Here is a 24281-nt window from a genome sequence, read left to right as displayed (position 1 = left end):
CGCTTACTTCTTGCCGCGTGCCGGCAGCGGCTTCATGGCCTCGAACTTCTGTCCGTATTCGTCGGTGAGATTGCGCGCTTCCTGCGGGTTGCGCACGATCGAGGGGGTCAGCAACACGATCACTTCCTGCCGATTACTGTCCTGGGTCTTCTGCCCGAACAGCGCACCAACCACCGGCAGCTTGCTCAGGTACGGCACGCCGTTGCTGCCGTCGGTGGTGCTGTCGCTGATCAGGCCGGCCAGCATGATGGTGTCACCGCTCTGTACCGCCGCCTCGGTCTTGACGCGACGGGTGTTGATCGGGACGTTGCAGGCGACGCTGGTGCCGGCGCTGGTGCCGCAATTGGTCGGCGCCGCTCCAGGCGAACTGACTTCCTGGACGATGTCCAGGAACACCATGCCGTCCTTGGTCACACGCGGACGCACCTTGAGGATCACGCCGGTATCCAGGTAGTTCACCGAGGAATATGTAGCGCCGGTGCCCAGGCCCGTGTCGACGCTGACTGAATTGATCGGGATGCGCGTGCCCACGTTGAGTGTTGCTTCGGCATTGTTGCGAACGAACACCGAAGGCGTCTGCAGCAGTTTGACATTGGTGACCTGATCCAGCGCAGAAATCACCGCGGCTGCGTTCCTGCCCAGGAAGGTCCAGCCCAAACCGCTGCTGCCAGTAATGCTGCCGGCGATGTCGCCCCAGATCTTGCGGCCGGCCGCGCTGGGCAGATTCGCGCCACCGCCAATGCCGATGTTGTCGGCATTGGCCGGCGCATTCACCGCCTGCTCGAAGTACCAGTTGACGCCATACTTCAGTTTACCGGTCAGATTGACCTCCGCCACCTGCGCCTCGATGTGCACCTGCATCGGCATCACGTCGAGCTTCTCGACCACGTCGCGGATCGAGCGCCAGGCCTGCGGGGTCGAGCGCACCAGCAGGGTATTGGTTTCCTCCACCGCCGACACGCCGACCTTGTCGCCCTGCACTTCCAGGGTCACGCTGCCGTTGCCGGACGTGCGCGGGGACAGCTGCAGACTGCCACTCCCCAAGCCGCCGCCACTGCTGCCGGAGGAACTGCTGCTGCCCAGGCTGTCGCTGCTGCTGCCCAGGCTCCCGCCCAAGCTGCCGCCGCCCAGGCTGCTGCTGTCGCTGCCGTTGAAGCCGCCCAGGCCGCCGCCGTTCAACTGGCTCATCTGCGAGCCCGGCATCAGCGAGGCGTTGGAGTCGCCGCGGTTGCCGCCGCCGGCGCCGAACACTTCGGCCAGGCGGTCGGCCAGGTCCTTGGCCTTGATGTACTTGAGCTCGTAGGAGAACAGCCGCGCGCCGCCGCCGGCGCTGTCGATGCGGTCCAGCCACTCCTGGATCTGGTCCAGGTAGCGCGCCTGCGGGGTGATCACCAGCACCGCGTTGGCGTTCTCCAGCGGCATGAAGCGGAACATGCCGGCACTGGGCGTCTTGCTGTTCTCGCCGAACACCTTCTCCAGGTCGGCCGCGACCTGCTCGGCTTTGCCCGACTGGATCGGGAACACCCCCACCGACATGCCCGACAGCCAGTCGACGTCGAAGATCTGCACGGTGCGCAGGTAGTTCTCCAGCTCGGCGCGGGTGCCGCCCAGGGTGATGACGTTGCGCGAGCCGTCGATGCCGACGATGGCGTTCGGCCGCGCGTACGGCTCCAGCACCTTCTTCATCTCGCTGGCGGAGATGTACTTCAGCGGCACCACGCGCACCTCGAAGCCGCGCGCGTTGGCCGGCGAGGCGGTGCTCGGCGCCACCGTGCCGGCCAGGGCCTGGTCGGCGGGGACGATGTTGTAGCGGCCGCCGCTGTAGACCATGCGCGCGTTGTTCCAGCCCAGCACCATCTCCAGCAGGTTCAGCGCCTGCGCCGGCGACACCGGCTTGGGCGTGGCCAGGGTCACCGTGCCCTGCACGCCCGGCGCGATCACGTAGTTCTGCCCGAGCATGTCGCCGAGGATGGCCTTGACCACCGCCTGCAGCGATTCGCCCTCGAAGTTGAAGGTGGCGCTGCCGCTGCTGGCGTTGCCCAGCGACGGCGCTGGCGCCGCGGCAGCCGCGGAATTGATCATGGTGCCGCTGCCGCGGCGGATCACCGGGGTGGCGCGCTCGGGCAAGGCGTTGGGATCGGCCGGGCCGCCCTGGCCGTCGCTCTGGGTGCTGCCGGCCGCGCCGACCTGAGGGTTGATCGCGGCGCCGCGACGGATGTCCGGCGAGGGCGTGGTGGCGCAGCCGGCCACCAGGCCGATGGCGAGGAACAGGGAAAACAGACGCGGCGTCATGCGATCACTCTTCAAGGGTTCTGACCTGAGGGGTTGTTCTGGCGCTGTTGCTGCAATTGCCGACGGCGCGCTTCGATCCGCTCGCGGATGGCCTGCAACTGCTCCGACGACGGAGCCGGCGACGACGGCTGAGGGGCGCTCGGGGTCGGTGCCTGGTTCGGCACCGGGTTGGGGGTGGACTGGTTCGGCGGGCGCGGCGCGTTGGCGTTGGACTGGCCATTGGGCGCGGACGCCGGCGGCGGCATCTGCCCCTGCGCGGCACGCCCGGCCTGGCCGAGCACGGTCGGCGGTTGCCCGCCCTTGCCGTCGAACACCTTCAATTCCAGGGTCTGGGTGCCACCGGAACCGCTGACCGTGGCCTGCCGTGGCGACAGCGACAGCAGCCGCCAGCCCTGCACGGCGTCGCCGCCTTCCTTCAGGCGCAGCGATTCGCCCTGCTCGGTGGTCAGCGTCGCCATCTTGAAGCGGTCGGTGAGCAGCACGCCGGTCAGGCGCACGTTGGGCGCGGCGGCCTGGCCGTTGTCGGCGCTGAGGAAGAACGGATGCGGACGGCGATCCTCGGCGAACACCGGGCGCGCGGCGATCTCGCCGTACTGCGAGAAATCGCCCAGACGCTGCGTGGTGGCCGCGGGCAAGCCCGGCAGCCGCTGCAGCATCGACGGATCGTCGGGCAGCGGCGCCACGCGTTCGCCGAGCCCACCCAGGCCCAACGCCCAGATCAGCAGCCCCCACAGCGCCAGCGTGCCCAGCCACACGGTACGCAGGCCCATCGCTTCAATTCGCATGGCGGCCCTCCACCTGTTGCGGCAGGTCCGCCGGCGCGGCATTCGCGGCGCCGGGCGCACCTGGCGGGTTGGTCGCGCTGGGGGTGGACGGCGGCGGCGACGGCACGGCGGCCGGCTCGGTCGGGCCAGCGCCGGCGGAACCGCCGGCGTTCATCACCGGCGTGGCCGCGGCGGGGGCCGCTGCTGCCGACGGGTCCGGTGTGGCGGACGCCGCCGGCGGCGCCGGCATCGCGTTCGGGCGCAGGTAGCCGGCCAGTTCGAAGGCCACGTCCAGGCCGTTGCCGCTCTCGCCCGGCGAGAGCTGGTAGCGCTGCGCCATCACGTTGAGGTTGTCGATGAACAGCGCCGGCGTGCCGCTCTCCAGCGCATGCAATACCGCCGCCAGTTCCGGCGTGCCGCAGCGCAGGCGCACCTGCACCGCCACGCGGGTGAAGCGGTCGCTGCGGTTGTCGGCGGCCAGCGGCGAGCGGTTGCTGATCGCGCAGCTGCGGTTGCCGGGGCTGGCCGTGGCCACCGCACTTTCCAGGCGCTGCACCAGACCGGCCGAGGCCAGTTCGGCCGAGGTCTCGCGCAGGAAGCCCGGGCGCGTGGCCAGTTCGCGCTGCGCCTGCTGCAGCCGTTGCGCCACCTGCGGCGCCTGCTGCAACTGCATGCGCACGCGCAGTTCGCGCTGCTGCAGTTCCTGGATCTGCGCATCGACCTCGCGCATCGGCACGGTCCACCACGGATGCACCAGCACCAGGTAGCCCAGCGCCAGCGCCGCCAGCAGCAGGCCCAGCGCCAGCCAGCGGTCGCGCTTATCGACCTGCACCGGCATCGGCGGCCTCCTTGCGCTTGGTGCCGGCCAGCTCGGCGGTGAGGGTGAAGCGGTCGCGGTGGCTGCCCGGATCGGCCTGCAGCACGCCGGTCAGCGACGGCGTGCGCCACAGCGGCGAGCCTTCCAGGCGCCCGACCAGCGACGAGGCTTCGCTGCTGAGGCCGATCAACTGCAACTGGTTGCCCTCGATCGAGAACTTCTCCAGATAGGTGCCCTCCGGCAGGCGCTTGCTCAATTCGTTCCAGACCTCCACCGAGGCCGGGCGCTCGGCACGCAACTGGTCGAAGAACGCGGCGCCTTCGACCAGGTCGAGCAGCTGCTGGCGCTGCGCGGCGACCGCGCGCGCGCGCTGCGCACCGCTGTCCACCTGGGTGCGCAGGTGCTCCAGCGCATCGCGGCGGTTGTCCAGCAGTTGCCAGCCGGCCGCGCACAGCGCCAGCAGCGCGGTGGCGGCAAGAATCGCGTTCCAGCGCCGCATCGGGTCGGCGCGGCGGTGGCGCTGTTCCTGCGGCAGCAGATTCACTCCCAGTGGCGCGCCATCGCTGCCGGCGACGTCGATGCCGGCCAGGGTCGGGCGCAGCGCGCCGGCGCTGGCCTGCAGGTCGTCCAGCACGCGGCGCGGGGCCACCACCAGTTCGGCGTCGAGCTGGGCGTCGTCGCGGCGACCGTCGGCGCGCACGTCGTAGATCACCTGGTCGGCCTGGAACGGGGTCTGCCGGTCGATCTCGAACTTCACCACCTCGCGCAGGTGTTCGGCGGCCGCCGCCGGCAGGCGCAACCGGCGTTGCAGCGCGGCCCCGGCCGGCAACAGCCACACCCGCGGCAGCGCCGCCAGGCGCGGCCCCAGCAGCGCCTCCAGTTCGTCGGGCAGCAGCGGCCACGGCAGCGCCAGCGGCGCGCCCAGTTCGGACTCGACCTGCCGCGCCAGCATCAGCTGCTCGCCCTCGCGCCACAGCAGCAGCCGCGCCTGCGACCAGCCCAGCTGCAGTTGCCAGCGCGGCGGCAGCCACGCCATCAGCGAGCGCTGCCACCAGGCCAGCAGCCCGCCCGCACCGGGGGCGATGCGTACGCCAAGTTTGTCCATCGTGTCGCGCCACGCCGTCATCGCACCGTCGTTCCTTCTTCCCAACGCAACACAGTGTAGGCGGAGCCCGGCAGCGCCGACGAGCCTGGGCGCACCACCGCGCGCAACACGCCCTCGCGGCCATTGCCCAGCCGCGCCCGGCTTTCGATGCTATAGGTGCCGCCACCGCCCATGCCGACCATGCCGAGCTGGGTCTGGTCGGTGCGTTCGCGCTGCGCCAGCACCTGCTGCGCGTCCAGGCCGAGCGCGGTCAGCACCGGCCCCGGCGCGAAGTCCGGCGTCGGCCGCGACACCCCGCCGTACAGGGTCAGGTTGGGCAGCAGCTTGGCGTACAGCTCCGGGTCCATGCCCAGCACCAGCTGCAGTTCGGCCAGGCTTTCGAACGGCGCATCCTTGGCGCCGTAGGGCAAACCGGCGGCGGCATAGTCCGGATCCTCGGCGCCGTTGGGCTGGGTCAGGTTGTCGGGATCGCGCCAGTCCACGATCGCCGCGGCGATGCGCTCGGCGCGCTGCGGATCTTCGCCGACCGCGCGCACCAGCGCCGCCAGCAGTTGCGCATCGGCCATGTTCAGATCGACCTTGCCGCTTTCATCGGTGACCCGCAGGTCGACCGTGGCGCCCTCGTACTGCCAGCGGTAGCGCCGGCCGTCGGCACGCCAGCCCGGCTGGGTAGGCGTGCCGGCGAGCCGGGTCAGCGCGTATTCCAGGCCGGCGCGGGCGCGTTCCTGCGCCTCGGCGCCGTCGCCGAGCACCTTGCCCTGCAGGTTCTCGGTGCGCGCGGTCAGCGCGAACGCGCCGATCAGCGCGGTCAGCAGCGCGATCAGCCACAGCACCAGCACCAGCGCGGCGCCGCGGTGGCGATGCATCGCGCTCATTGCCGCATCTCCGCGCCACCGGCCTGGCGCAGCGCCACCACCAGCGGCGGCCACGCCGTGCCGTCGCCGCTGCGCAACTCGATCGAGACCAGCAGCGGCAGCATGTCGGTGCGCTCCCAGCGCTCCTGCCAGGGGCCGATGGTGCCGCGCTCCGGGTCCAGGCCGCGGTAGCGGAAGCGCACCTCGCGCAGGTCGCGCGCCAGCGGCTCGGGCGGGCGCGGCGGGGTCTCGGCGAGTTGCTTGCCGGCCTGCACCTGCACCAGCGCGATCGCCAGTTGCCGATGGTCGCCCTCGCCGCTGACCCGCAGGTCGTGCAGGTAGGGGCCACCGCGGCCGAGGTACTCGGGCAGATCGGCCACGAACTGCATGCGCTGCGGTTCGCCGACGAAACGCACCGGCTGCAGGGTGTGCGTGTCGATATCCAGCGGCAGCGATTGCGCGCCGCTCAGGCGCCGGCGCAGGAAGCCCTCGACCGCGCGCATGCGTTCACTGCGTCCGGCGATCGCCTCGCCGCGGCCGCTGATCGCCATCGCCGAGCGCAGCGTGGCGAAGGCAAGGGTCAGGCCGCCGACCAGCAGCACCGTGGCCAGCAGCACCTCGATCAGGGTGAAGCCGCGCGCGGCGGCGCGCGGCGGCGCGCGCGTGATCATTGCGGCACCCCGTTGCCTTGCGGGGCGACCAGGCGCAGGGTCTTCCACTGCAGCGCCTGCGCCGGCGTATCGCCCCAGCGCACCTGCAGGGTCAATTGCAGCAAGGTCGGCGCGCCGGGCGTCACCGCGGCATCGGGCGGCCGCCGCGGGTCGGCGTAGGGCGCCACGTCCAGGGTCCAGCGGTAGCGACCCTGATCCAGCGTGCCCTGGCTGCGTCCCGGCTGCAGCGGCTGCTCCACGCCCTGCGCCGCCAGCAGCGACTGCGCGTACAGGGTGGCGCGGCTCAACTGGTCGGCACGCTGCACCTGGCGTGCGGCGCCGGACAGCGAGCCCAGCAGCAGGGTCAGCGCCAGCGCCAGCAGCGCGAACGCCACGATCACCTCGATCAAGGTGTAGCCGCGCTGGCGGTTCATGGGCCCGCCTGGTCCGGTGCGCGCCCGACCGTGACCTCGCCGGTCAGCCAGGTCACGTCGACGCGCCAGCGCGCCTGGCGCGCCTGCAGGTCGATGCGCCCGCCAGTGGAGGCGCCGTCCTCGAAGAACTGGATCGCGCCCTCGCCGTCGCGGCGCTGCGCCTGGCGCGCACCGGTGAAGCGGATCGTCAGCGACGGCGGGATCTCGCCGTGGCGGCCGTTGGGCGCCTGCCAGCGGTGCGCCTGCGGATCGATCAGGAACCGCTGCGGCTGGCCGCTGGCGATCGCCTGGGCGCGGGTGTAGCGCAGTTGCGAGGCGATCTCCTTGGCCGCCGAGCGCAGGCGCATGCCGTCGATGCCGCCGGTCAGCACCGAGGCCGCCAGCAGCGCGGCGATCGCGATCAGGCCCACCACCAGCAGCATCTCCAGCAGCGACACGCCGCGCATGCGCGCACGCGCAGCCGGCGCGCACGCCGGCACGCCGAAGCGCAGCGCGCCGGCAGGGGCCCGGATCACGGCGCCGGATCACTCGTACTTGATGTCGGCGTCGTAACTGCTGCCGCCGGGCTGGCCGTCCTTGCCCAGGCTGATCAGGTCGAACGGCCGGCCTTCGCCGGGCACCTTGTATTCGATCGGATGGCCCCAGGGGTCGTTCAGTTCGGCGGGCTTGGCGTACGGACCGAGCCAGCCGCTGACGCCGCCCGGCGCGGTGACCAGGTCGTCGAGCTTGGACGGCAGCTTGCCGGTGTCGAGCTGGTAGTTGTCGACCTTGCCGGCCAGGGTCTGGATCTGCGACTTGGCCAGGTTGGCCTTGCCACGGTCGGCGCCGCCGAGCACGCGGCTGCCGACTAGGGTCAGCACCGCGCCGATCAGCACGATGACGATGATGATTTCCAGCAGGCTCATGCCCGCCTGACGTGCGGCGGACGGGGAACGGGTCAGAGAGCGGCGAAGAGTGCGCATTGCATCGGATCCTTGCGGTGGAAGACCTATGTAGCCGAACACAGTGACGATGGCAGCCGGCGGCGGCCGGCGGTACAGCGGCGCGTCACGCACGCCGTCACACCGGGCGGTGGAGGATCCGCGCCGCGCGCACGCACGGCCACGGCCGGCGCGCGCGGCGCCGCTGGCAATGGGACAGGGGCGGCGGCGGAAGGTTCCCGGCCGGGACCGCGCGGCGTCACACTCCGCGGCAGTCGCCCGAGGCCCGACCGAGGGCGGGCGTTCGGCGCCACATGCGCCATGGCGCGCCGCGCGGACGCAGCAGGCAAGGCTGCTGCCGTCCATGGCGTCGCATTGCCGGCGCCGGAGAGACCGGCCCGGCCATCCATGGCCGGGCGTTCGGCCATGCGCGAACCTGCGGTTCGCAAGCGTATGGCCTCCTTCGATCCGCTCGTCCGCTGCGCCAGATGACTGCGCAGCCGTCCATGGCGCGGCATCGCGAGCGCCGGAATCACCGGCCCGGCCATCCCTGGCCGGGCGTTCGGCGCCACATGCGCCATGGCGCGCCGCGCAGACGCAGCAGGCAAGGCCGCTGCCGTCCATGGCGTCACATCGCCGGCTCCGGATAGACCGGCCCGGGCATCCATGGCCGGGCGTTCGGCCATGCGCGAACCTGCGGTTCGCAAGCGCATGGCCTCACCCAATCGCATTGGTGAGGTCGTAGAGGGGGACGAGGACGGAGATGATCACCAGGCCGACCACCGAGGCCAGGACCAGGGTGATCGCCGGCACCATCGCCGCCAGCAGGCGGTCGATGGCCTGGGCGGTTTCCTGTTCGAAGGTGTCGGCGGTCTTCAGCAGCATGATGTCGAGCGCGCCCGATTCCTCGCCGACCTGGATCATCTGCAGCGCCAGGCGCGGGAAGCGCTTGCCCTTGGACAGCGATGCCGACAGCCCATGGCCGTTCTTGACGTCGTCGGCGGCGGCGCCGACGTCGGCGGTCAGCGCCAGGTTCGACAGCACGTTGCGGGAGATGCCCAGCGCCGCCAGCAACGGCACGCCGTTGCGCAGCAACGTGCCGAGGGTGCGGGTCAGGCGCGCGGTCTCCAGCCGCGAAATCAGCACGCCGACGAAGCGCTGGCGCAGCAGCCAGGCGTCGAAGCTGGCACGGAATGCGGGGTCGCGGCGCTTGCGGTCCACCGCCAGGATGGTCACGCCCGGCACCACCAGCAGCACGATCCACCAGTCGCGCACGAACAGGCCCACGCTCAGCACCGCCTGGGTGAACCACGGCAGGGCCACGTCCAGGCTCTCGTACATCTGCGCGAACTGCGGCACTACGTAGCCGAGCAGGAACAGCAGCGCGCAGCCGACCACGCTGACCAGGATCGCCGGATAGATCAGCGCGTTGATCACCCGCCCGCGCAGTTCGCGGCTGCGCTCCAGGTACTCGGCCAGGCGCTGCAGGGTGTCGTGCAGGCTGCCGCCGGCCTCGCCGGCGCGCACCATGTTGATGTACAGGCGCGAGAACAGCCCGTGCTGGCGCTCCAGCGCGGTGGACAGCGGCGCGCCGCCGCGCACCGCGTCGCGGATGTCGCCGACGGTGCGCTTGGAACGTTCGTCCTCGGGCAGCTCGAGCAGGATCGACAGCGCGCGATCCAGCGGCTGGCCGGCGCCGAGCAGGGTCGCCAGCTGCTGGGTGAACTGCACCAGCGCCGCGCCGTCGAACGGCTTGGGCCGGAACAACCCGCGCAGCGAGGTGCCGCCGCCCTCGGCGGCGAGCCGGGCCTGCATCGGCATGTGCCCCTGCTCCTGCAGGCGCAGCGCCACCTCCGCCTCGCTGGCGGCTTCCATCTGCCCTTCCAGGACCTCGCCATGCGAGTCCAGGGCCTTGTAGCGGTACAGGGGCATCAGGGCTGGGAGTGGGGAATGGGGAATCGGGAATGGGAACGCGCGTCGTGCGCGGTCCATACGTTCCCGAGCGCGGACCGCCGGCGCACGGCGCAGCGACACGTCGTCACCACCGGAGCGCAGATCGCGCGCATCAGGTTTCCTCCGTCACGCGCAGCACTTCCTCGATCGTGGTCTGGCCGCTGAGCGCCTTGGCCAAGCCGTCCTCGTACATGGTGCGCATGCCGGCCTCACGCGCCAGTTGCTCGATCTCGCCCATGCCGGCGTGGCGCATCACCGCGCGCCGCAGCACGTCGTTCATCACCAGGAATTCCATGATGGTGGTGCGGCCGACATAGCCGGTCGGCGCGATCGCCGAGGGCCGCGGGCGGTACAGGAAGATCTCGCCTTCCGGCTGCAGCCGGCGCAGTTCGAACTTCTCGATCTCCTCCGGCGAGGCCGCATAGCGCTCGGCATGGGTCGGCTCCAGCCGCCGCACCAGGCGCTGGGCCAGGATGCCGTTGATGGTGGAGGTCAGCAGGTAGTCCTCCACACCCATGTCGAGCAGGCGGGTGATGCCGCCGGCGGCGTTGTTGGTGTGCAGGGTCGACAGCACCAGGTGGCCGGTCAGCGCGGACTGGATGGCGATGCGCGCCGTCTCCAGGTCGCGCATTTCGCCGATCATGATGATGTCCGGGTCCTGGCGCACGATGCTGCGCAGCGCGTGCGAAAAGTCCAGGCCGATCTGCGGCTTGGCCTGGATCTGGTTGATGCCCTCGATCTGGTACTCGACCGGATCCTCGACGGTGATGATCTTGACGTCGGCGGTGTTGAGCTGGCTCAGCGCGGTGTACAGCGTGGTGGTCTTGCCCGAGCCGGTAGGGCCGGTGACCAGCAGGATGCCGTGCGGCTGCTCCAGCACCTTGCGGAACTGCGGCAGGAACGCGTCGGTGAAGCCGAGCCGGTGGAAGTCGAACACCACGGTCTCGCGGTCGAGCAGGCGCATCACCACGCTCTCGCCGTGCGCGGTGGGCACGGTGCTCACGCGCAGGTCCAGTTCCTTGCCCTGCACCCGCAGCATGATGCGGCCGTCCTGCGGCAGGCGGCGCTCGGCGATGTTGAGCTTGGCCATGATCTTGACGCGGCTGATCACCGCCGCGGTCAGGTTGGCCGGCGGGCTCTCGCCGTCGATCAGCACGCCGTCGACGCGGTAGCGCACCTTCAGCCGGCTCTCGAACGGCTCGATATGGATGTCCGAGGCGCGCAGTTCCACCGCGCGCTGGATCACCAGGTTGACCAGGCGGATCACCGGCGCCTCGGACGCCAGGTCGCGCAGGTGCTCGATGTCGTCGGCGGCGACGCTGTCGCCGTCGGCGGTTTCCACGATCGCACCCATCGCGCTGCGACCCTGGCCGAACCAGCGCTCGATCAGGTCGTCGATCTCCGAGCGCAGGCCGACCCGCGGCAGCACCTGCAGGCCGGTGGCCAAGCGCACCGCGTCGGCGGCGTACGCGTCGTGCGGATCGGCCATCCACAGTTCCAGCACGCCGTCGCGCTCGCCGAGCGGACACACATGGAACTGCTTGAGGAAGCGCAGCGACAGTGGCTGCGCCTCGGGCAGGCTCTCCGGCGCGGTGGCCGGCAGCTGCTTGGCGTCGAGCAGGGGCAGGCCCAGGACTTCGGCGCTGAGCTCGGCATGGTCGCGCTCGGAGACCAGGCCCAGGCGCGCCAGCAGCGCCAGCAGGCTGCCGCCGGACTCGCGCTGCAATTGCCGCGCGCGCGCCAGGTCGCCGTCCTTGAGCCGGCCCTTGGCCAGCAACGCCGCGATGATGCGGGTTTCGGGCGTCTCCACGGCGACGGCAGTGTCCTTCACGAGCGCATTCACGCGATCCCTCCCAGATGACCGTGCGACTTTAGCAGTTCGGCATGACCCGACGCCGAATCCGGCGCACTCCCCCGCCGCTGTCTACCGGGCGGCCAACGGACCGGCACCGGCAGGTCCGCCATGGTCATCGGCCTGACATCCTGGCAGGACATTGTGGGCAGTTGCGTTGCGCGCTGCAGCGGTCGCGGAGCAGGCGGACACGGCGCTGCCCCCAGACGCAGGAAACCCGGCCGGAGCCGGGTTTCCTGGAACCGCATGGCGCTTCCCTGCGCCGCGTACGCTTACTGGCGCGCGACCAGGCTGACGCCGTTGTAGGTGCTCTCGCCGACCAGCTTGATGTAGTAGGTGCCGGCCTGCGGCGCGGTGAAGCGCACCGTCTCGTTGTTGCCCGGACGGGTCGACTTGGCGTCGGCGTTGCCGGTGCCCGGCTCCTTGCCGAAGCTCACATACAGCGACACATTGCCGCTGCCGCCGTAGGTGAGGAAGCTCAGCACCGCACCGGCCTTGGCCTCGAAGCTGTACAGCGCCTCGTTGCCCGCGGCACCGGCCAGGCCCGCCACCGCCACCTTGTTGGTCAGCGCGGTCGCCGGCGGCGCGCACTGCTCGGTGGCCGGATCGCATGGCTCTTCCAGCGCCTTGGCCAGGGCGGCCTTGGCGTCGACGATGCCGGTGCCGATCGGGGTGCTGGACGGGATCGACACCGGGAACGGACGCGCGGTCTGCTTGAGCAGCGTCTCCAACGCCGCCGGGGTCAGCGGCGCCTTGCCCGCGGCGATCAGCGCGCTCTGCACCAGCGCGGCCACCGCGGCCACGTGCGGCGAGGCCATCGAGGTGCCGCCCAGGCCCATGTAGGTGTAGTTGCCGGAGGTCGGCGTGGTCGCGCCGCTGTAGCCGTTCTGCCAGATGTAGCCGCCCGGGTTGCCGTCGACGCTGCCGCCGCCGCCCGGACCGGACAGGTCCACCTTGGCGCCGAAGTTGGAGTAGTAGGTGATGCCACCGGTGATGCGGGTGGCGCCGACCGCGATCACGTTGTCGCAGCTGGCCGGGCTGAAGTTGGCGGCATTGGCGGTGTCGTTGCCGGCCGCTACCACCACGGTGGTGCCACGCGCCACCGCGCCGTTGATCGCGTCCTGGGTGGCGCTGTCGCAGGCACCGCCGCCGCCCAGGCTCATGTTGATGATCTCGGCCGGGTTCTGGTTGGCCGGCACGCCGGACACGGTACCGCCCGAGGCCCAGACGATGGCGTCGGCGATGTCGGAGGTGTAGCCGCCGCACTTGCCGAGCACGCGCACCGGCAGCACGGTGGCGTTGGGCGCCACGCCGGCCATGCCGACGCCGTTGTTGGTGGCTTCGGCGACGGTGCCGGCGACATGGCTGCCGTGCCAGGAGCTGTCCTCGGCCACCGAGCCGGCGTAGCACTCGTTGTCGTTCTCGACCCAGTCGCCGTAGTCCAGCGCGCCCGGCGCGCGGGCGTCGGTCGGACGCCGCGAGACCTCCTTGTCGGAGATGAAGTCGTAGCCCTGCAGCAGGTTCACCGCCACGTCCGGGTGATTCGGCAGGATACCGGTATCGAGCACCGCGACGACGACACCGTCGCCCTTGGACACGTCCCACGCGGCCGGCAGGTTGATGCCGCCGGTGGCGTTGCTGTAGTGCCACTGGTACTGCGCGTACAGCGGATCGTTGGGCACAAGCTGCGGCTGCACCTGCGTCTTGGCCCGCAGCACGTCGACCGGCCGCAGCTTGGCGTCGACCTGCGCGTACTTCACCGTCGGGTCGGCGGCGATCTCCGCCACCACCTTGTCCAGGTCGGCCTTGCTCAGCTTGCCGGTCAGGCGGATCAGGTCCGCGCCGATGCCCAGGGTCCGCACATACTCGGCGCGCACGCTGGCCGCGGCCGCGCGCGAAATGCCGTTGCTGCCGCCGAGGCTGGCACGGCCCACCGCCGACTGCACCGTCGACAGCTTGGCGCTGCGGTCGCTGGCCGCGGCGGTGCCGGCGTTGTAGCGCACCAGGATGCGGTTGGAGGTCACCGCATCGGCCGGCGCGGACCTGCCCGGTTCCTTGACCGGCAGCGGCGCCGAGGCGCTGGCCGCGATCGCGCTCGAGGCTCCCAGCGACATCGCCAGCATGGCGGCGGCGATGGCATTGATACGAAGGTTTTGCTTGTCGATCACGTTGACGTCCTCTTCAAAGTTTCGTGGATCAGGCGACAGTTGCGGCCGTAAAACTCCCTCTACCGAATCCGTTGGCCGGCCCAGCCAAGGTCCTGTGGTCTGCCCCCTCAGGCCATTGCGTGGCGGACGGCGGCACGCGCCGCCGTCCGCGATGGATCACCAGCCGAAACCGGCACCGATGCCGATGGAGCTGTCGTCGCTGCTGAAGGCACCGCCGATGGTCACCGTGGCGCGGTCGCTGAAGGCGCGCTGGTAGCCCACCGACAGCGCCGACTCGCCGTTCTGGAAGCCGATGCCGGCACCGACCCGGTTCTGGGTGCGGATGCCGGCGGCGCTGGTGGCCATGTTGAGCATGGCCGCGCTCATCGCGCCCTGGCGGTCGATGCGGCGGTCCTGGTCGCGCAACCGCGCATCGACGTCGCCGCGCAGCACCTCGAAGCTGTCGGCCATGGTGCCGAAGCGCGCATCGGTGTACGACTTGGCCGTAGCCACGCCGTTGTCGAGCTGGCTCTTGTTGACCGCATCGGTGGCCTGGGTGCCGGCGGCGACGTTGGCGAGCTGGCGCTCGTTGCCGGCGCTGCCGATGGAGACCGTCTGCGCACGATCGGCCACCGACCCCTGCCCCAGGGCGACCGCCCCCTGCGCAGTGGCGCTGGCGCCCTGGCCGAGCGCGGTACCCGAAGCCGCGCTGACGCTGGCGCCCTCGCCCATCGCCACCGCGTTGGTCGCCACCGCCGCGATGTGGCTGTTGGCGCCCACCGCGGTGCTGCCGTCGGCATTCACCTTGGCGTTGCTGCCGATCGCGGTGTCGTTGGGGCCGTGCGCGTAGGCGCTGCCACCGATGGCGGTGCCGGTGACGTCGTTGGCGCGCGCGGCGGTCCCCACCGCCGTGGCGCTGGAGGCGACCGCCGTGCTTTCGCCGACCTGCGCGGTGCCGATGCTGCCGGACACCGGCGTCGCCGCCGCGGTTGCAGCGGTCGCGGCCGACGCCGCAGGCTCCGCTTCGGTGGCCTGTGCGGCCACCGCACTGGTGCCGACCATGCGCGCGCTGCGTGCCGCGGTGCCGCTGCCGCCGGTGCGCGCATCCAGTTCGCTGACCTTGCCGTCCAGCGCCGCCAGTGCCGCGCCGACGTTGTTGTAGCTGGCGCCCTGGATCACGTACGTGGGCGCCACGAACAGGCCCTGCGCGCCGAGTCCGGCACCGCCACCCAGGAACGTGGCCATGTTGCTCAGCGACTGGTACAGCTGGCCGCCGTTGATCGCGTCGGTGCTGCCGGCGGCGACGCTGCCGGCGGTCAGGTTGACGATGCGTCGGGTCGCCGGGCCGCCACGGCCGTTGCCGCTGCCCAGCGACACGGTGTCGGCCTCGTACACCCGCGAACCGGCACCGAGCGCCACCGCGTTGTCCGCCGAGACGCCGGCATTGGCGCCGAGCGCGACGCCGTTGCTGCCGCTGTTGCGGACGAAGCTGTTGTAGCCCATCGCCACGCCGTTCTCGCCGATCGCGTTGGTCTGCAGGCCGATCGCGGTGCTGCGCGCACCGGTCGCCGAGCTGCCGGCACCGGTGGCGGTGGCACCGGCGCCGGCCGCGACGCTGCCCACGCCCAGCGCGGAACTGCGCAGGCCGCTGGCGGTGGCGCCGGCACCGGCCGCGGTGCTGTCCACGCCGCTGGCGCTGGCCACCGCGGTACCGGAGCTCTGGAAGCGCGCGCTGGTGTCGCCGGCCGCGGTAGCCACCGCGTCCAGCTGCGCCTTGTTCACCGCATCGGTGGCGTTGACCGCCGCGCCGACGTTGGTGATGCGGCGCGTGGCCGGCGCGGTGACGCCGTTGCCGCCGCCCACCGACACCACGTTGGCTTCGCTGGTGCGCGCGCCCGAGCCCAGGGCGACGCTGCCGGCGCCGCTGGCCGAGGCGTTGATGCCCAGCGCGGTGGCGTTGGTGCCACCGTAGGCGAAGGCGTTCTGGCCGATCGCGGTGCCGCCTTGCGCCGTAGCCCAGGCGAACTGGCCGACCGAGGTGGTCTGCGCCGCCGTGGCCCAAGCCGAGGCGCCGAGCGCGGTCGCATCCTCGCCGGTGGCGCGAGCGCTGTAACCCAGCGCCGCGGCATAGGCGCCGGAGGCGGTGCTGCCCCAGCCCAGCGCCGAGGCGTAGTTGCCCGCCGCCGCCGCGCCGTAACCGAACGCGCTGGTGCGAGTGCCGCTGGCGGCGCTGAAGGCGCCGACCGCGGTGCTGTAGTCGCTGCCGGCGTTGGCCTTGTAGCCGTCGGCCGTGGCCTGCAGGCCGCTGGCGACGGCACCGGCGCCACTGGCGCTGCTGAACGTGCCGCTGGCCTGCGCACCCGCGCCCAGCGCGGTGGCGCCGGCGGCGCTGGCGGTGGTGGTGCCGTCGAGCAGCACGTTGCCGGACGCGTCGGTGTAGTACAGCGAGCCGCCGATCGCGGTGCTGGATTCGCCGGTGGCGGTGGCGTTGTAGCCGGACGCGGTGGCGTAGCGGGCACCCGCGAGCGCGCCGCTGCCGAAGGCCGAGGCACCGGTGCCGTAGGCGTTGCTGGCCTCGCCGGCCGCGGTGGCGTAATTGCCCTCCACGTAGCTGCCGACATCGTCGGCCGGATCGCTGCCGCCGCTGGCCTTGAACTGCTTGCCGGTGGCGTCGGCGGACTGCTTCACCTCGTTCAGTTGCGCGACGTTGACCGCATCGGTGGCCTCGGTACCGGCGGCGACGCTGGTGATCTGCCGCTCCTTGCCGGCGCTGCCCACCGAGACGGTGTTGTCGCGCGCCGCCTCGGAGTTCGCACCCAGGGCCACGCTGTTGACGCCGGATGCATAGGCGCCGTAGCCGAACGCACTGGCGCTGTCGGCGCTGGCGTAGCTGAGGCTGCCGAGCGCGCTGCTGAAGTCGGCGGTGGCGCCGGCGCCCGCACCGAACGCGGCGCTGTTGGCGCCCGAGGCTTCGGCCGGGATCAGGCCGAAGAACGAGGTACCGCCGACCGCCACGCTCTCCTCGCCGGAGGCCACGCTGTACTCGCCCACCGCCACGCTGCTGCTGCCGGATGCGGTGGAGGACACGCCGACCGCGGTGCCGTAGCTGCCCGAGGCGAGTGCGCCGTAACCCAGCGCCGAGGACAGATAGCCGGTGGCCTCGCTGTAGCCGCCCAGGGCGGTGGCGCCGATGCCCGAGGCCGCGCTGCGGAAGCCGGTGGCCGTGGCCTGGTTGTCCGAGGCCACCGCTTCGTTGCCGGTGGCGGTGGCATAGGTGCCGCTGGCCTGCGCGCCGGCACCGCTGGCGGTGGCGCCGATCTCGCTGGCCTGGGCGTTGCTGCCGATGGCGATGCTGTTCTCGCCCGACGCCTGGCTGGCGTTGCCCAGCGCAACCGCATCGACGCCGCTGGACACGGCGTTGAAGCCGATCGCGGTCGCCCCGGCGGCCACGGCATTGGCGCCGCCGCCGAGCGCAGTGGCACCGTCGGCGGTGGCGTTGGCCGCCTCGCCGGCCGCCAGCGCGTTGTCGCCGTCGACCAGAGCGCCGGCATCGCTGTCGGCACTGCCGCTGGCCTGGAAATACTTGCTGGTGGCCGCCGCCGCCTGCTTCACCGCATCCAGCTGCGCGACATTGACCGCATCGGTGGCCTCGGTGCCGGCAGCGACGTTGGTGATCTGCCGCTCCTGCCCGACGCTGCCCACCGACACGCTGTAGGCGCGGTCGGCGACCGCCCCGGCACCCAGCGCCACCGCATTGGCGGCGGTGGCCTCGCTGCCGGCACCGATGCTGATCGCGCTTTCCGCGTCGGCCACGGTGTTGGTGCCGATGGCGATGGTGTTGACCTGGTTGCCCAGCGCCTGGAAGCCCATCGCTACGCTGTAGTTGCCGTAGCCGAACGCGCCGCGACCGACCGCGGTGGCGCTCAGCCCCGGCGCCCAGCTGTTGAAGCCGATCGAAGTGGCGCCGCTGCCGCTGGCCCACGCCCCGGTACCGAACGCCGAGGCATTGGTGCCGGTGGCCCAGGCCGAGGTGCCGAACGCCGACGCGCCATCGGCCGTCGCCCAGGCATAGGCGCCGACCGCACTGGCGTCCTCGCCGCTGGCCCAGGCGTTGTCGCCCTGCGCCAGGCTGTAGTTGCCGGTCGCACGCGCCTTGTAGCCGCCGGCGGTGCTGTGGTCGCCGGTGGCCTGCGCACCGTAGCCGGTGGCGGTGGCGACGCTGCCCGTCGCCTGCGCGCCCGCGCCGAGCGCGGTGGCGTTCTCGCCGGCATTGGCACCGACCAGCACCGCCTTGCCGTCGGCATCGACGATCGGCTGGTTGTACTGGTCGTAGGCCTGGCCGCGGCCGCCGATGGCGGTGCCGCCGGTGCCGCCGGCCGTGCTGCCGTTGCCCAGCGCCACCGCGTCATCGCCCATCGCCGCCGCGCCGCTGCCGAACGCCGCCGCGCCGCTGCCGTAGGCATTGGCCGCATCGCCGGCGGCCAGCGCGCCGGCGCCGTCGGCATAGGCGCCGACCGTGCCGCCGCCGCTGTGGGCGAAGAACTTGGAAGTGCTTTCGGCGGTGGCGCGCACCGCATCCAGTTGCGCGAGGTTGACCGCATCGGTGGACTGCGTGCCCGCAGCGACGTTGACGACCTGCCGCTCGCTGCCGGCATCGCCGACCGAGACCGTGTTGGCCCGGCGCGCCACCGCGTTGGCGCCCAGCGCCACGCTGTCGGCCGCGAACGCGGTGCTGTAGTAGCCGAGCGCGGTGCTGTTGGCGCCGCTGGCCCAGGACTGCGCGCCCAGCGCGCTGGCATGGTCGCCCGGTGCATAGGCGAAGTAGCCCAGCGCGGTGCTCTGCAGACCCGAGGCCTCGGTCATGCTGCCGCTGGCGGTGGACTCGTCGCCCGAGGCGATCGCGCCGGCGCCGAACGCGGCGGCATTGGCGCCGCTGGCCTGGGTCTGTACGAACAGGCCCAGCCCCGGAATCAGGTCGGCCGGACCGCCGACCGCGACGCTGCTGGTGCCGGTGGCCACGCTCTGCGTGCCGACCGCCGTGGCGTAGTCGCCGGTGGCGTTGGCCACCGCGCCGAAGGCCGACGCCTGCGCACCGCCGGCGTAGGCACCCACGCCCACCGCCGAGGCGGCGAAACCGCTGGCATCGGCGCTGGCGCCCAGTGCGGTGCCGCCGACCCCGGCGCTGGTGGCGCCGGTATCCACCGCCACGCCGCTCTTGGTGATCAGCGGCTCGCCGTTGGCGTCCACCGCCACCCCGCCGACCGCCACCGCCGCCGGCCCGGTGGCCTGCGCGTTGGTGCCGAAGGCGGCGCTGTTCTGCCCGGCGGCCACCGCGCCGCTGCCGACTGCGGTCGCCCCGCTGTTGAGCGCATCGGCGCCGGCGCCGAGCGCGGTGCTGCCGTTGCCGATGGCATTGGCGGCCTCGCCGGCCGCGAGCGCGTCGTCGCCTTCGACGTAGGCGCCGGCATCGCTGTTGCCGGCACTGGCCTGCAGGTACTTGCCGGCCTCCTGCAACTGCGCCACGTTGACCGCGTCGGTGGCTTCGGTGCCGGCGGCGACGCTGGTGATCTGCCGGGTCAGGCCGTTGCCGACATCGCCGACCGACACGCTGTTGTCGCGCGCGGCGTAGGAATGCGCGCCGAGCGCGACCGCATTGGTCGGCGCCTGGTTGCGCGCATCGTCCAGCCAGGTGCTGACCCGCGCGCCGTAGCCGATCGCGGTGGCATCGCTGCCGTTGGCCTCGCTGTCGGTGCCGAGCGCGGTGCCGTTGTTGTTGTAGATCGACGTCACCGCACGTGCGCCCAGCGCGACGCTGTCGGGGTTCCAGGCGGTGGCCTTGTAGCCCAGCGCGATGCCGCTGTCGCCGGCGGCCAGCGCATAGCTGCCCAGCGACACCGTGCGCGGCGCGAACGAACCGGCGCTGTGGCCGATGGCGACCGAATCGACGTTGCCCGGCAGGTTCGGGAACACGTTGGCGTTGTAGCCCAGCGCGATCGCGTAGTCGGACTGGCTCTGCGCGCCGGCGCCCAGCGCGATGCCGCCGACGCCGGTGGCGGCGGCGATGCCCACGCTGTTGCCGGCGCTGGCCGCGGCGGTGCTGACGCCGCCCACGGCGACGCTGTCGGTGCCGCTGGCGAGTGCGTTCATGCCCATCGCCACCGCACTGGTGGCGGTGGCGCGCGCGCCGATGCCCATCGCGGTGGCGTAGTCGCCTGCGGCGCGAGCGCTGTAGCCCACCGCCGTGCCCAGGTCGCCGGCCACTTCGGACAGGCCGCCGACCGCGGTGGCGCCATCCTTGAAGGTCTGCGCGTGGTAGCCCAGCGCGGTGCTCTGCACACCGCCGGCCGAGGTGCCGGTGCCGACCGCGGTGGTCAGCGGATCCAGCGCCTGCGCGCCGCCGCCGACCGCGGTGGCGGCCACGCCCAGGGCCTGGGTGGTCTGCTCGCGGCTGCCGACGATGAAGCCGTTCTCGTCGTACTCGTACACCGTCGCGGTGCTGCCGATGGCCGTGGCCGAGGTGCCGACCGCCGTGGCATCGGTACCGACCGCACTGGCGTGGGCGCCGCTGGCGACCGCGCCGCTGCCCAGCGCCGAGGCGCCGAGGCCGGCGGCGGTGCTGGTGGACCCCACGGCGGTGGTGTAGTCGCCATCGGCCAGCGCATCGGCGCCGGCGGCGGTGGCCTGCTGGCCCTGCGCCAGCGCGGTGCCGTCGCCGCTGCCGGCGAACAGCCGCGCGGTGCCGTCGGCCACCTGCTTGACCGCGTCGAGCTGGTCCAGGTTCACCGCATCGGTGCCTTCGGTGCCGGCGGCGACGTTGGCGATCTGCCGCTCCTTGCCGGCACTGCCCACCGACACCGTGTCGGCGCGATCGGCGACCGATCCCTGGCCGAGCGCGACGCTGCCGCTGGCCGCGGCCTTGGCGCCATAGCCCAGCGCGGTGGAATCGTCGGCCTGCGCCCACGACGCGGCGCCGAACGCGGCGCTGGAGGCGCCATCGGCCGAACTGAGCCAGCCGACCGAGGTGGAGAAGTCCCCATTGGCCCAGGCGCCGGCGCCGAATGCGCTGCCGCCCTCGCCCTGCGCCTCGGTGGTGAACAGGCCGAGCACGCTGCCGCCGACCGCGGTGCTGGACGCCCCGCTGGCCAGGCTCGAATAACCCAGCGCCACGGCATTGCCGCCGCTGGCGTTGGCGCCGTAGCCGACCGCGGAAGCGAAATCGCCGCCGGCCTGGCTGAAGCCGCCGTTGGCGGTCGCGGCCAGCCCGGTGGCGACGGCGGAGAAGCCGGTGGCGGTGCTCTGCAGGCCGTCGGCGCGTGCCGCCGTGCCCAGTGCGGTGGAGAACGCGCCATTGGCCTGCGCGCCAGCGCCGAACGCGCTGGCGCCCTGCTCGGCCGCGGTGGTGGTGCCTTCCAGCAACACCTCGCCGTTCTCGTCGACGATCGACAACGCGCCGCCGACCGCCGTTGCCGAGGCGCCGACGGCGGTGGCGTTGCTGCCGACCGCGGTGGCGTTGCCGCCGAGCGTGGTGGCGCCGCTGCCCAGTGCGCTGGCGCCGTTGCCGATGGCGTTGGCGCCTTCGCCGGCGGCGATCGCATTGGCGCCCTCGACGTAGGCGCCGGCATCGCTGGCGTCGCTGCCGCTGGACTGGAAATACTTGGCGGTGGTGTCGGCGGTCTGCCTGACCGCGTCGAGCTGGGCCACGTTGACCGCATCGGTGGCCTCGGTGCCGGCGGCCACGTGGGTGATCTGGCGCTCGCCGCCGGCCTTGCCGACCGAGACGCTGTCGTCGCGGTCGGCCACCGCGTCGGCGCCCAGCGCCACGCTGTTGCGGCCCTGCGCGACCGCGCTGTTGCCCAGCGCGGTGCTGTTGAAGCCGCTGGCGCTGGAGAAGCCGCCGACCGCGGTGGCGTAGTCGCCGGTCGCGTCGGCCGCCACGCCGACCGCGGCGCTGGCCGCGCCGGAGGCGATGCTCTCGGCGCCGAGCGCGGTCGCGCCGTCGCCACTGGCGGTGCTGTAGTAGCCGAGCGCGCTGGCCTCCACGCCGCTGGCGTCGCTGAGAGTGCCGCTGGCCACGCTGCCGTCGCCGCTGGCGTTGCTGGCCGCGCCGGTCGCGGTGCTCTGCGCGCCGCTGGCGTTGCTCTCGGCACCGACCGCGGTGGCGTAGTCGCCGCTGGCGCTGGCGTTGTCGCCGATCTGCAGGGCCTGCGCGTGGGCGCTGGTGGGCAGGACGCCGGCACCCAGCGCCAGCGCGATCGCGCCGGCCAGGGCCAAGCCGTGTGCGCGTGCGGCGCGGCGGTCGCGGACGACGGCCCCGCGCGCATCGCCGCTGGCCAACTCCGATGCCACGACCCACATCCCCAGTGCGTTGTTCCAGACCTTGCGATAAATCCGATTCATCGACGACTGCTCCTCAATTCGGCTGGTTTTTGGTCAAAAAGCCACCCTCGCCCGGCGTTCCGGCCGGCCGACCCCCTGTCGGTTTTTTGGTGCCGCACGTCCCTTAGCGGGACGCGAGAGGCTCACGCCTGTCGCTGCTCGGAGCTGTAGATGAACCGAGGTGGAATGCGGAACTGACCCGAGTGTTAACTCGGCCTCTCGAGTACGTCAAGTTTTTGACTTAATGCGACACGCGCCGTGACACAGACCGCGAATTCAGCCTGATTTCGTTAAATTTTCGATAAATATCAATGAAAACAACCAACTCGCGCCAATTTTTCGGCACATTCCTTGCCAGCCTTGACACACCGCACTTCGGGCGATTTCGTTTCCTGTCAAGGACTTGACGCAACCGGGTGGTAGAGGCGCAAAAGCGCGCCCAGGCCTGCCGGGTGACGGCTCCAGACGGCTGCGCATGGCGCCGACTGCGCGAAATGGGGCGAGCGGTCGCGCGGCGGAGCGACCTTGTGCCGGACGACGGGCGGGTGCTGCCGGGCTGTCGCTACACGGCGAAGAGCACCACGCGCGGGAGGACGCACCATTCGCTTGCACGCCGTGGCGGATGGCGCAGGCACACGCACGCTGCAGCGATGACGGCACCGCGCAAGGCGCACCGCACCGCGATATCCTGCAGGAACGGCTTCAGCCGCGACCGCGCGCGGTCAGCGCATGCAGGCGGGATGCGCCGAGGAAACCCACTCGACACACGGGAAATCGACGGCATCGGCCGTCAAACCGCCAGTTCGGCCGGCCTGGATGCGGTCCTGCGTCGGGACTGAAGTCCCTCCCACATGGGACACTGCGACGCGCGATTCAGCGCATGCGCCACGCCACCAATCCCGGCAGTGCATTCTGCATCCCACAGCGATGGTAGCGCGGCACAGACCCGAGCAACGCAGCCGGCAGCGCCGCCCCGAACATCGCGGCTACAGGCATTGCCGACGGCGCGCCGGCAAGGGCCAGCGCCAGGACGCGATCAGGTCGCCGAACACGTTACCGTCGGCAGCCCACCAGACAGGCGCGTCACCATCGCGGCGAGCGCGCCAAGGGCGGGCGTCAGCCCACCCACACCCGCGCATTGCGGAACATGCGCAGCCACGGCGCCTCGTCCGGCCACTCGGCCGGATGCCAGCTGAGGTTGAGCGAGCGCAAGGTGCGTTCCGGGTGCGGCATCAGGATGGTCACCCGGCCGTCGTCGCTGGTCAGGCCGGTGATGCCGTCGGGCGAGCCGTTCGGGTTCAGCGGGTACTGCGTGGCGACGGCGCCATGGCCGTCGACGAAGCGCAGCGCCACCCGCGCGGCGGCCTGGTCCACGGCAGTGTCGAACTCGGCGCGGCCTTCGCCGTGCGCCACCGCCACCGGGATCCGCGAGCCGGCCATGCCGCGCAGGAAGATCGACGGCGATTCCACCACTTCCAGCAGGCTGGTGCGCGCCTCGAACTGCTCGCTGCGGTTGCGCAGGAAGCGCGGCCAGTGCTCGGCACCGGGGATGATGTCCTTGAGCTGGCTGAGCATCTGGCAGCCGTTGCACACGCCCAGGGCGAAGGTGTCCGGACGCGCGAAGAACGCGGCGAAGGCATCGCGCAACGCCGGCCGCTCCAGGATCGAGGTGGCCCAGCCGCGGCCGGCACCGAGCACGTCGCCGTAGCTGAAGCCGCCGCAGGCGGCCAGGCCGACGAAGTCGGCCAGGTCCACGCGGCCGGCGATCAGGTCGCTCATGTGCACGTCGAAGGCGCGGAAGCCGGCGCGCTCGAACGCATTGGCCATCTCGATCTGGCCGTTGACGCCCTGCTCGCGCAGGATCGCCACCTTCGGCCGCTGGCCGCTGGCGACGAACGGCGCGGCGACGTCCTCGGCCGGGTCGAAGGCCAGTTTCGGCTTCAGCCCGGGCGCGGCGAAATCGCGCGCCAGCGCGCGCTCCTCGGCGGCGCTGTCGGGGTTGTCGCGCAGCGTCTGCATGGCGTGGGTCACCGACCACCAGGCATCGAACAACTCGTCCCAACGCCATTCGGCCAGGGTCTTGCCGCCCAGGGCCACGCGCACCGCCGCGGCGGTGC

General features: G+C 72.0%; 13 protein-coding genes and 1 pseudogene. All 14 read right to left on the bottom strand.

All coding sequences use genetic code 11. The annotated features are described in order from the left end of the window. Positions 1-3: 3 nt before the first annotated feature. Entirely contained in the window at positions 4-2292 is a 2289-nt protein-coding gene (gene gspD, locus CEK68_RS11385; RefSeq protein ID WP_152239429.1) for a type II secretion system secretin GspD, read from the bottom strand. An 11-nt stretch (positions 2293-2303) separates the two neighbouring features. Beyond that, complete coding sequence (gene xpsN, locus CEK68_RS11380) at positions 2304-3077, bottom strand: type II secretion system protein XpsN (RefSeq protein WP_026144257.1); 774 nt, start codon at positions 3075-3077, stop codon at positions 2304-2306. Positions 3078-3249: 172 nt separating this feature from the next. Continuing rightward, positions 3250-3894: pseudogene (gene gspM / locus CEK68_RS11375) on the bottom strand (type II secretion system protein GspM); the annotation flags it as partial. After that, entirely contained in the window at positions 3875-4999 is a 1125-nt protein-coding gene (locus CEK68_RS11370; RefSeq protein WP_152239428.1) for a PilN domain-containing protein, read from the bottom strand. The gene CEK68_RS11370 and the pseudogene gspM, both read right to left, overlap by 20 nt. Further along, a complete protein-coding gene (locus CEK68_RS11365) occupies positions 4996-5844 on the bottom strand; it encodes a type II secretion system protein GspK (protein WP_026143221.1) in 849 nt (282 codons plus the stop codon). The genes CEK68_RS11370 and CEK68_RS11365 overlap by 4 nt, the downstream gene beginning before the upstream one ends. Positions 5845-5849: 5 nt before the next feature. Next, a complete protein-coding gene (locus CEK68_RS11360) occupies positions 5850-6503 on the bottom strand; it encodes a type II secretion system protein J (protein ID WP_152239427.1) in 654 nt (217 codons plus the stop codon). Beyond that, entirely contained in the window at positions 6500-6916 is a 417-nt protein-coding gene (locus CEK68_RS11355) for a prepilin-type N-terminal cleavage/methylation domain-containing protein (RefSeq protein WP_017913116.1), read from the bottom strand. The genes CEK68_RS11360 and CEK68_RS11355 overlap by 4 nt, the downstream gene beginning before the upstream one ends. Beyond that, positions 6913-7362 (bottom strand): GspH/FimT family pseudopilin, encoded by a 450-nt coding sequence (locus CEK68_RS11350; protein WP_043082891.1) that lies wholly within the window; start codon positions 7360-7362, stop codon positions 6913-6915. Before CEK68_RS11350 ends, CEK68_RS11355 begins: the two co-directional genes overlap by 4 nt. 78 nt (positions 7363-7440) lie before the next feature. Further along, positions 7441-7878, bottom strand: coding sequence for a type II secretion system major pseudopilin GspG (gene gspG / locus CEK68_RS11345; RefSeq protein ID WP_026143220.1), 438 nt, complete (start codon positions 7876-7878; stop codon positions 7441-7443). 675 nt (positions 7879-8553) lie between these two features. Next, positions 8554-9768, bottom strand: coding sequence for a type II secretion system F family protein (locus CEK68_RS11340; RefSeq protein ID WP_017908693.1), 1215 nt, complete (start codon positions 9766-9768; stop codon positions 8554-8556). A 133-nt stretch (positions 9769-9901) separates the two neighbouring features. Continuing rightward, entirely contained in the window at positions 9902-11632 is a 1731-nt protein-coding gene (gene gspE / locus CEK68_RS11335) for a type II secretion system ATPase GspE (protein ID WP_017908692.1), read from the bottom strand. A 281-nt stretch (positions 11633-11913) separates the two neighbouring features. Continuing rightward, entirely contained in the window at positions 11914-13809 is a 1896-nt protein-coding gene (locus CEK68_RS11330; RefSeq protein ID WP_152239426.1) for a S8 family peptidase, read from the bottom strand. Positions 13810-13965: 156 nt separating this feature from the next. Further along, positions 13966-22185: an ESPR-type extended signal peptide-containing protein gene (locus tag CEK68_RS11325; protein WP_152239425.1), complete on the bottom strand. Its 8220-nt coding sequence runs from the start codon at positions 22183-22185 to the stop codon at positions 13966-13968. Between the two features lie 1095 nt (positions 22186-23280). Next, on the bottom strand, positions 23281-24281 hold a 1001-nt coding region (locus tag CEK68_RS11320; RefSeq protein ID WP_193314176.1), incomplete at its 5' end, for a phosphoribosylformylglycinamidine synthase subunit PurQ.

It is taken from the genome of Xanthomonas sp. LMG 12461, from assembly GCF_009192935.1.
GTDB classification, from domain to species: Bacteria; Pseudomonadota; Gammaproteobacteria; order Xanthomonadales; family Xanthomonadaceae; genus Xanthomonas_A; species Xanthomonas_A sontii.
This window is presented reverse-complemented; position numbering and strand designations above follow the sequence as displayed.

Excerpts from the sequence above, each read along its gene's own strand:
- gspD (WP_152239429.1), bottom strand. The coding sequence starts at position 2,292 with ATGACGCCGCGTCTGTTTTCCCTGTTCCTCGCCATCGGCCTGGTGGCC.
- xpsN (WP_026144257.1), bottom strand. The coding sequence starts at position 3,077 with ATGCGAATTGAAGCGATGGGCCTGCGTACCGTGTGGCTGGGCACGCTG.
- CEK68_RS11370 (WP_152239428.1), bottom strand. The coding sequence starts at position 4,999 with ATGACGGCGTGGCGCGACACGATGGACAAACTTGGCGTACGCATCGCC.
- CEK68_RS11365 (WP_026143221.1), bottom strand. The coding sequence starts at position 5,844 with ATGCATCGCCACCGCGGCGCCGCGCTGGTGCTGGTGCTGTGGCTGATC.
- CEK68_RS11360 (WP_152239427.1), bottom strand. The coding sequence starts at position 6,503 with ATGATCACGCGCGCGCCGCCGCGCGCCGCCGCGCGCGGCTTCACCCTG.
- CEK68_RS11355 (WP_017913116.1), bottom strand. The coding sequence starts at position 6,916 with ATGAACCGCCAGCGCGGCTACACCTTGATCGAGGTGATCGTGGCGTTC.
- CEK68_RS11350 (WP_043082891.1), bottom strand. The coding sequence starts at position 7,362 with ATGCGCGGCGTGTCGCTGCTGGAGATGCTGCTGGTGGTGGGCCTGATC.
- gspG (WP_026143220.1), bottom strand. The coding sequence starts at position 7,878 with ATGCGCACTCTTCGCCGCTCTCTGACCCGTTCCCCGTCCGCCGCACGT.
- CEK68_RS11340 (WP_017908693.1), bottom strand. The coding sequence starts at position 9,768 with ATGCCCCTGTACCGCTACAAGGCCCTGGACTCGCATGGCGAGGTCCTG.
- CEK68_RS11325 (WP_152239425.1), bottom strand. The coding sequence starts at position 22,185 with ATGAATCGGATTTATCGCAAGGTCTGGAACAACGCACTGGGGATGTGG.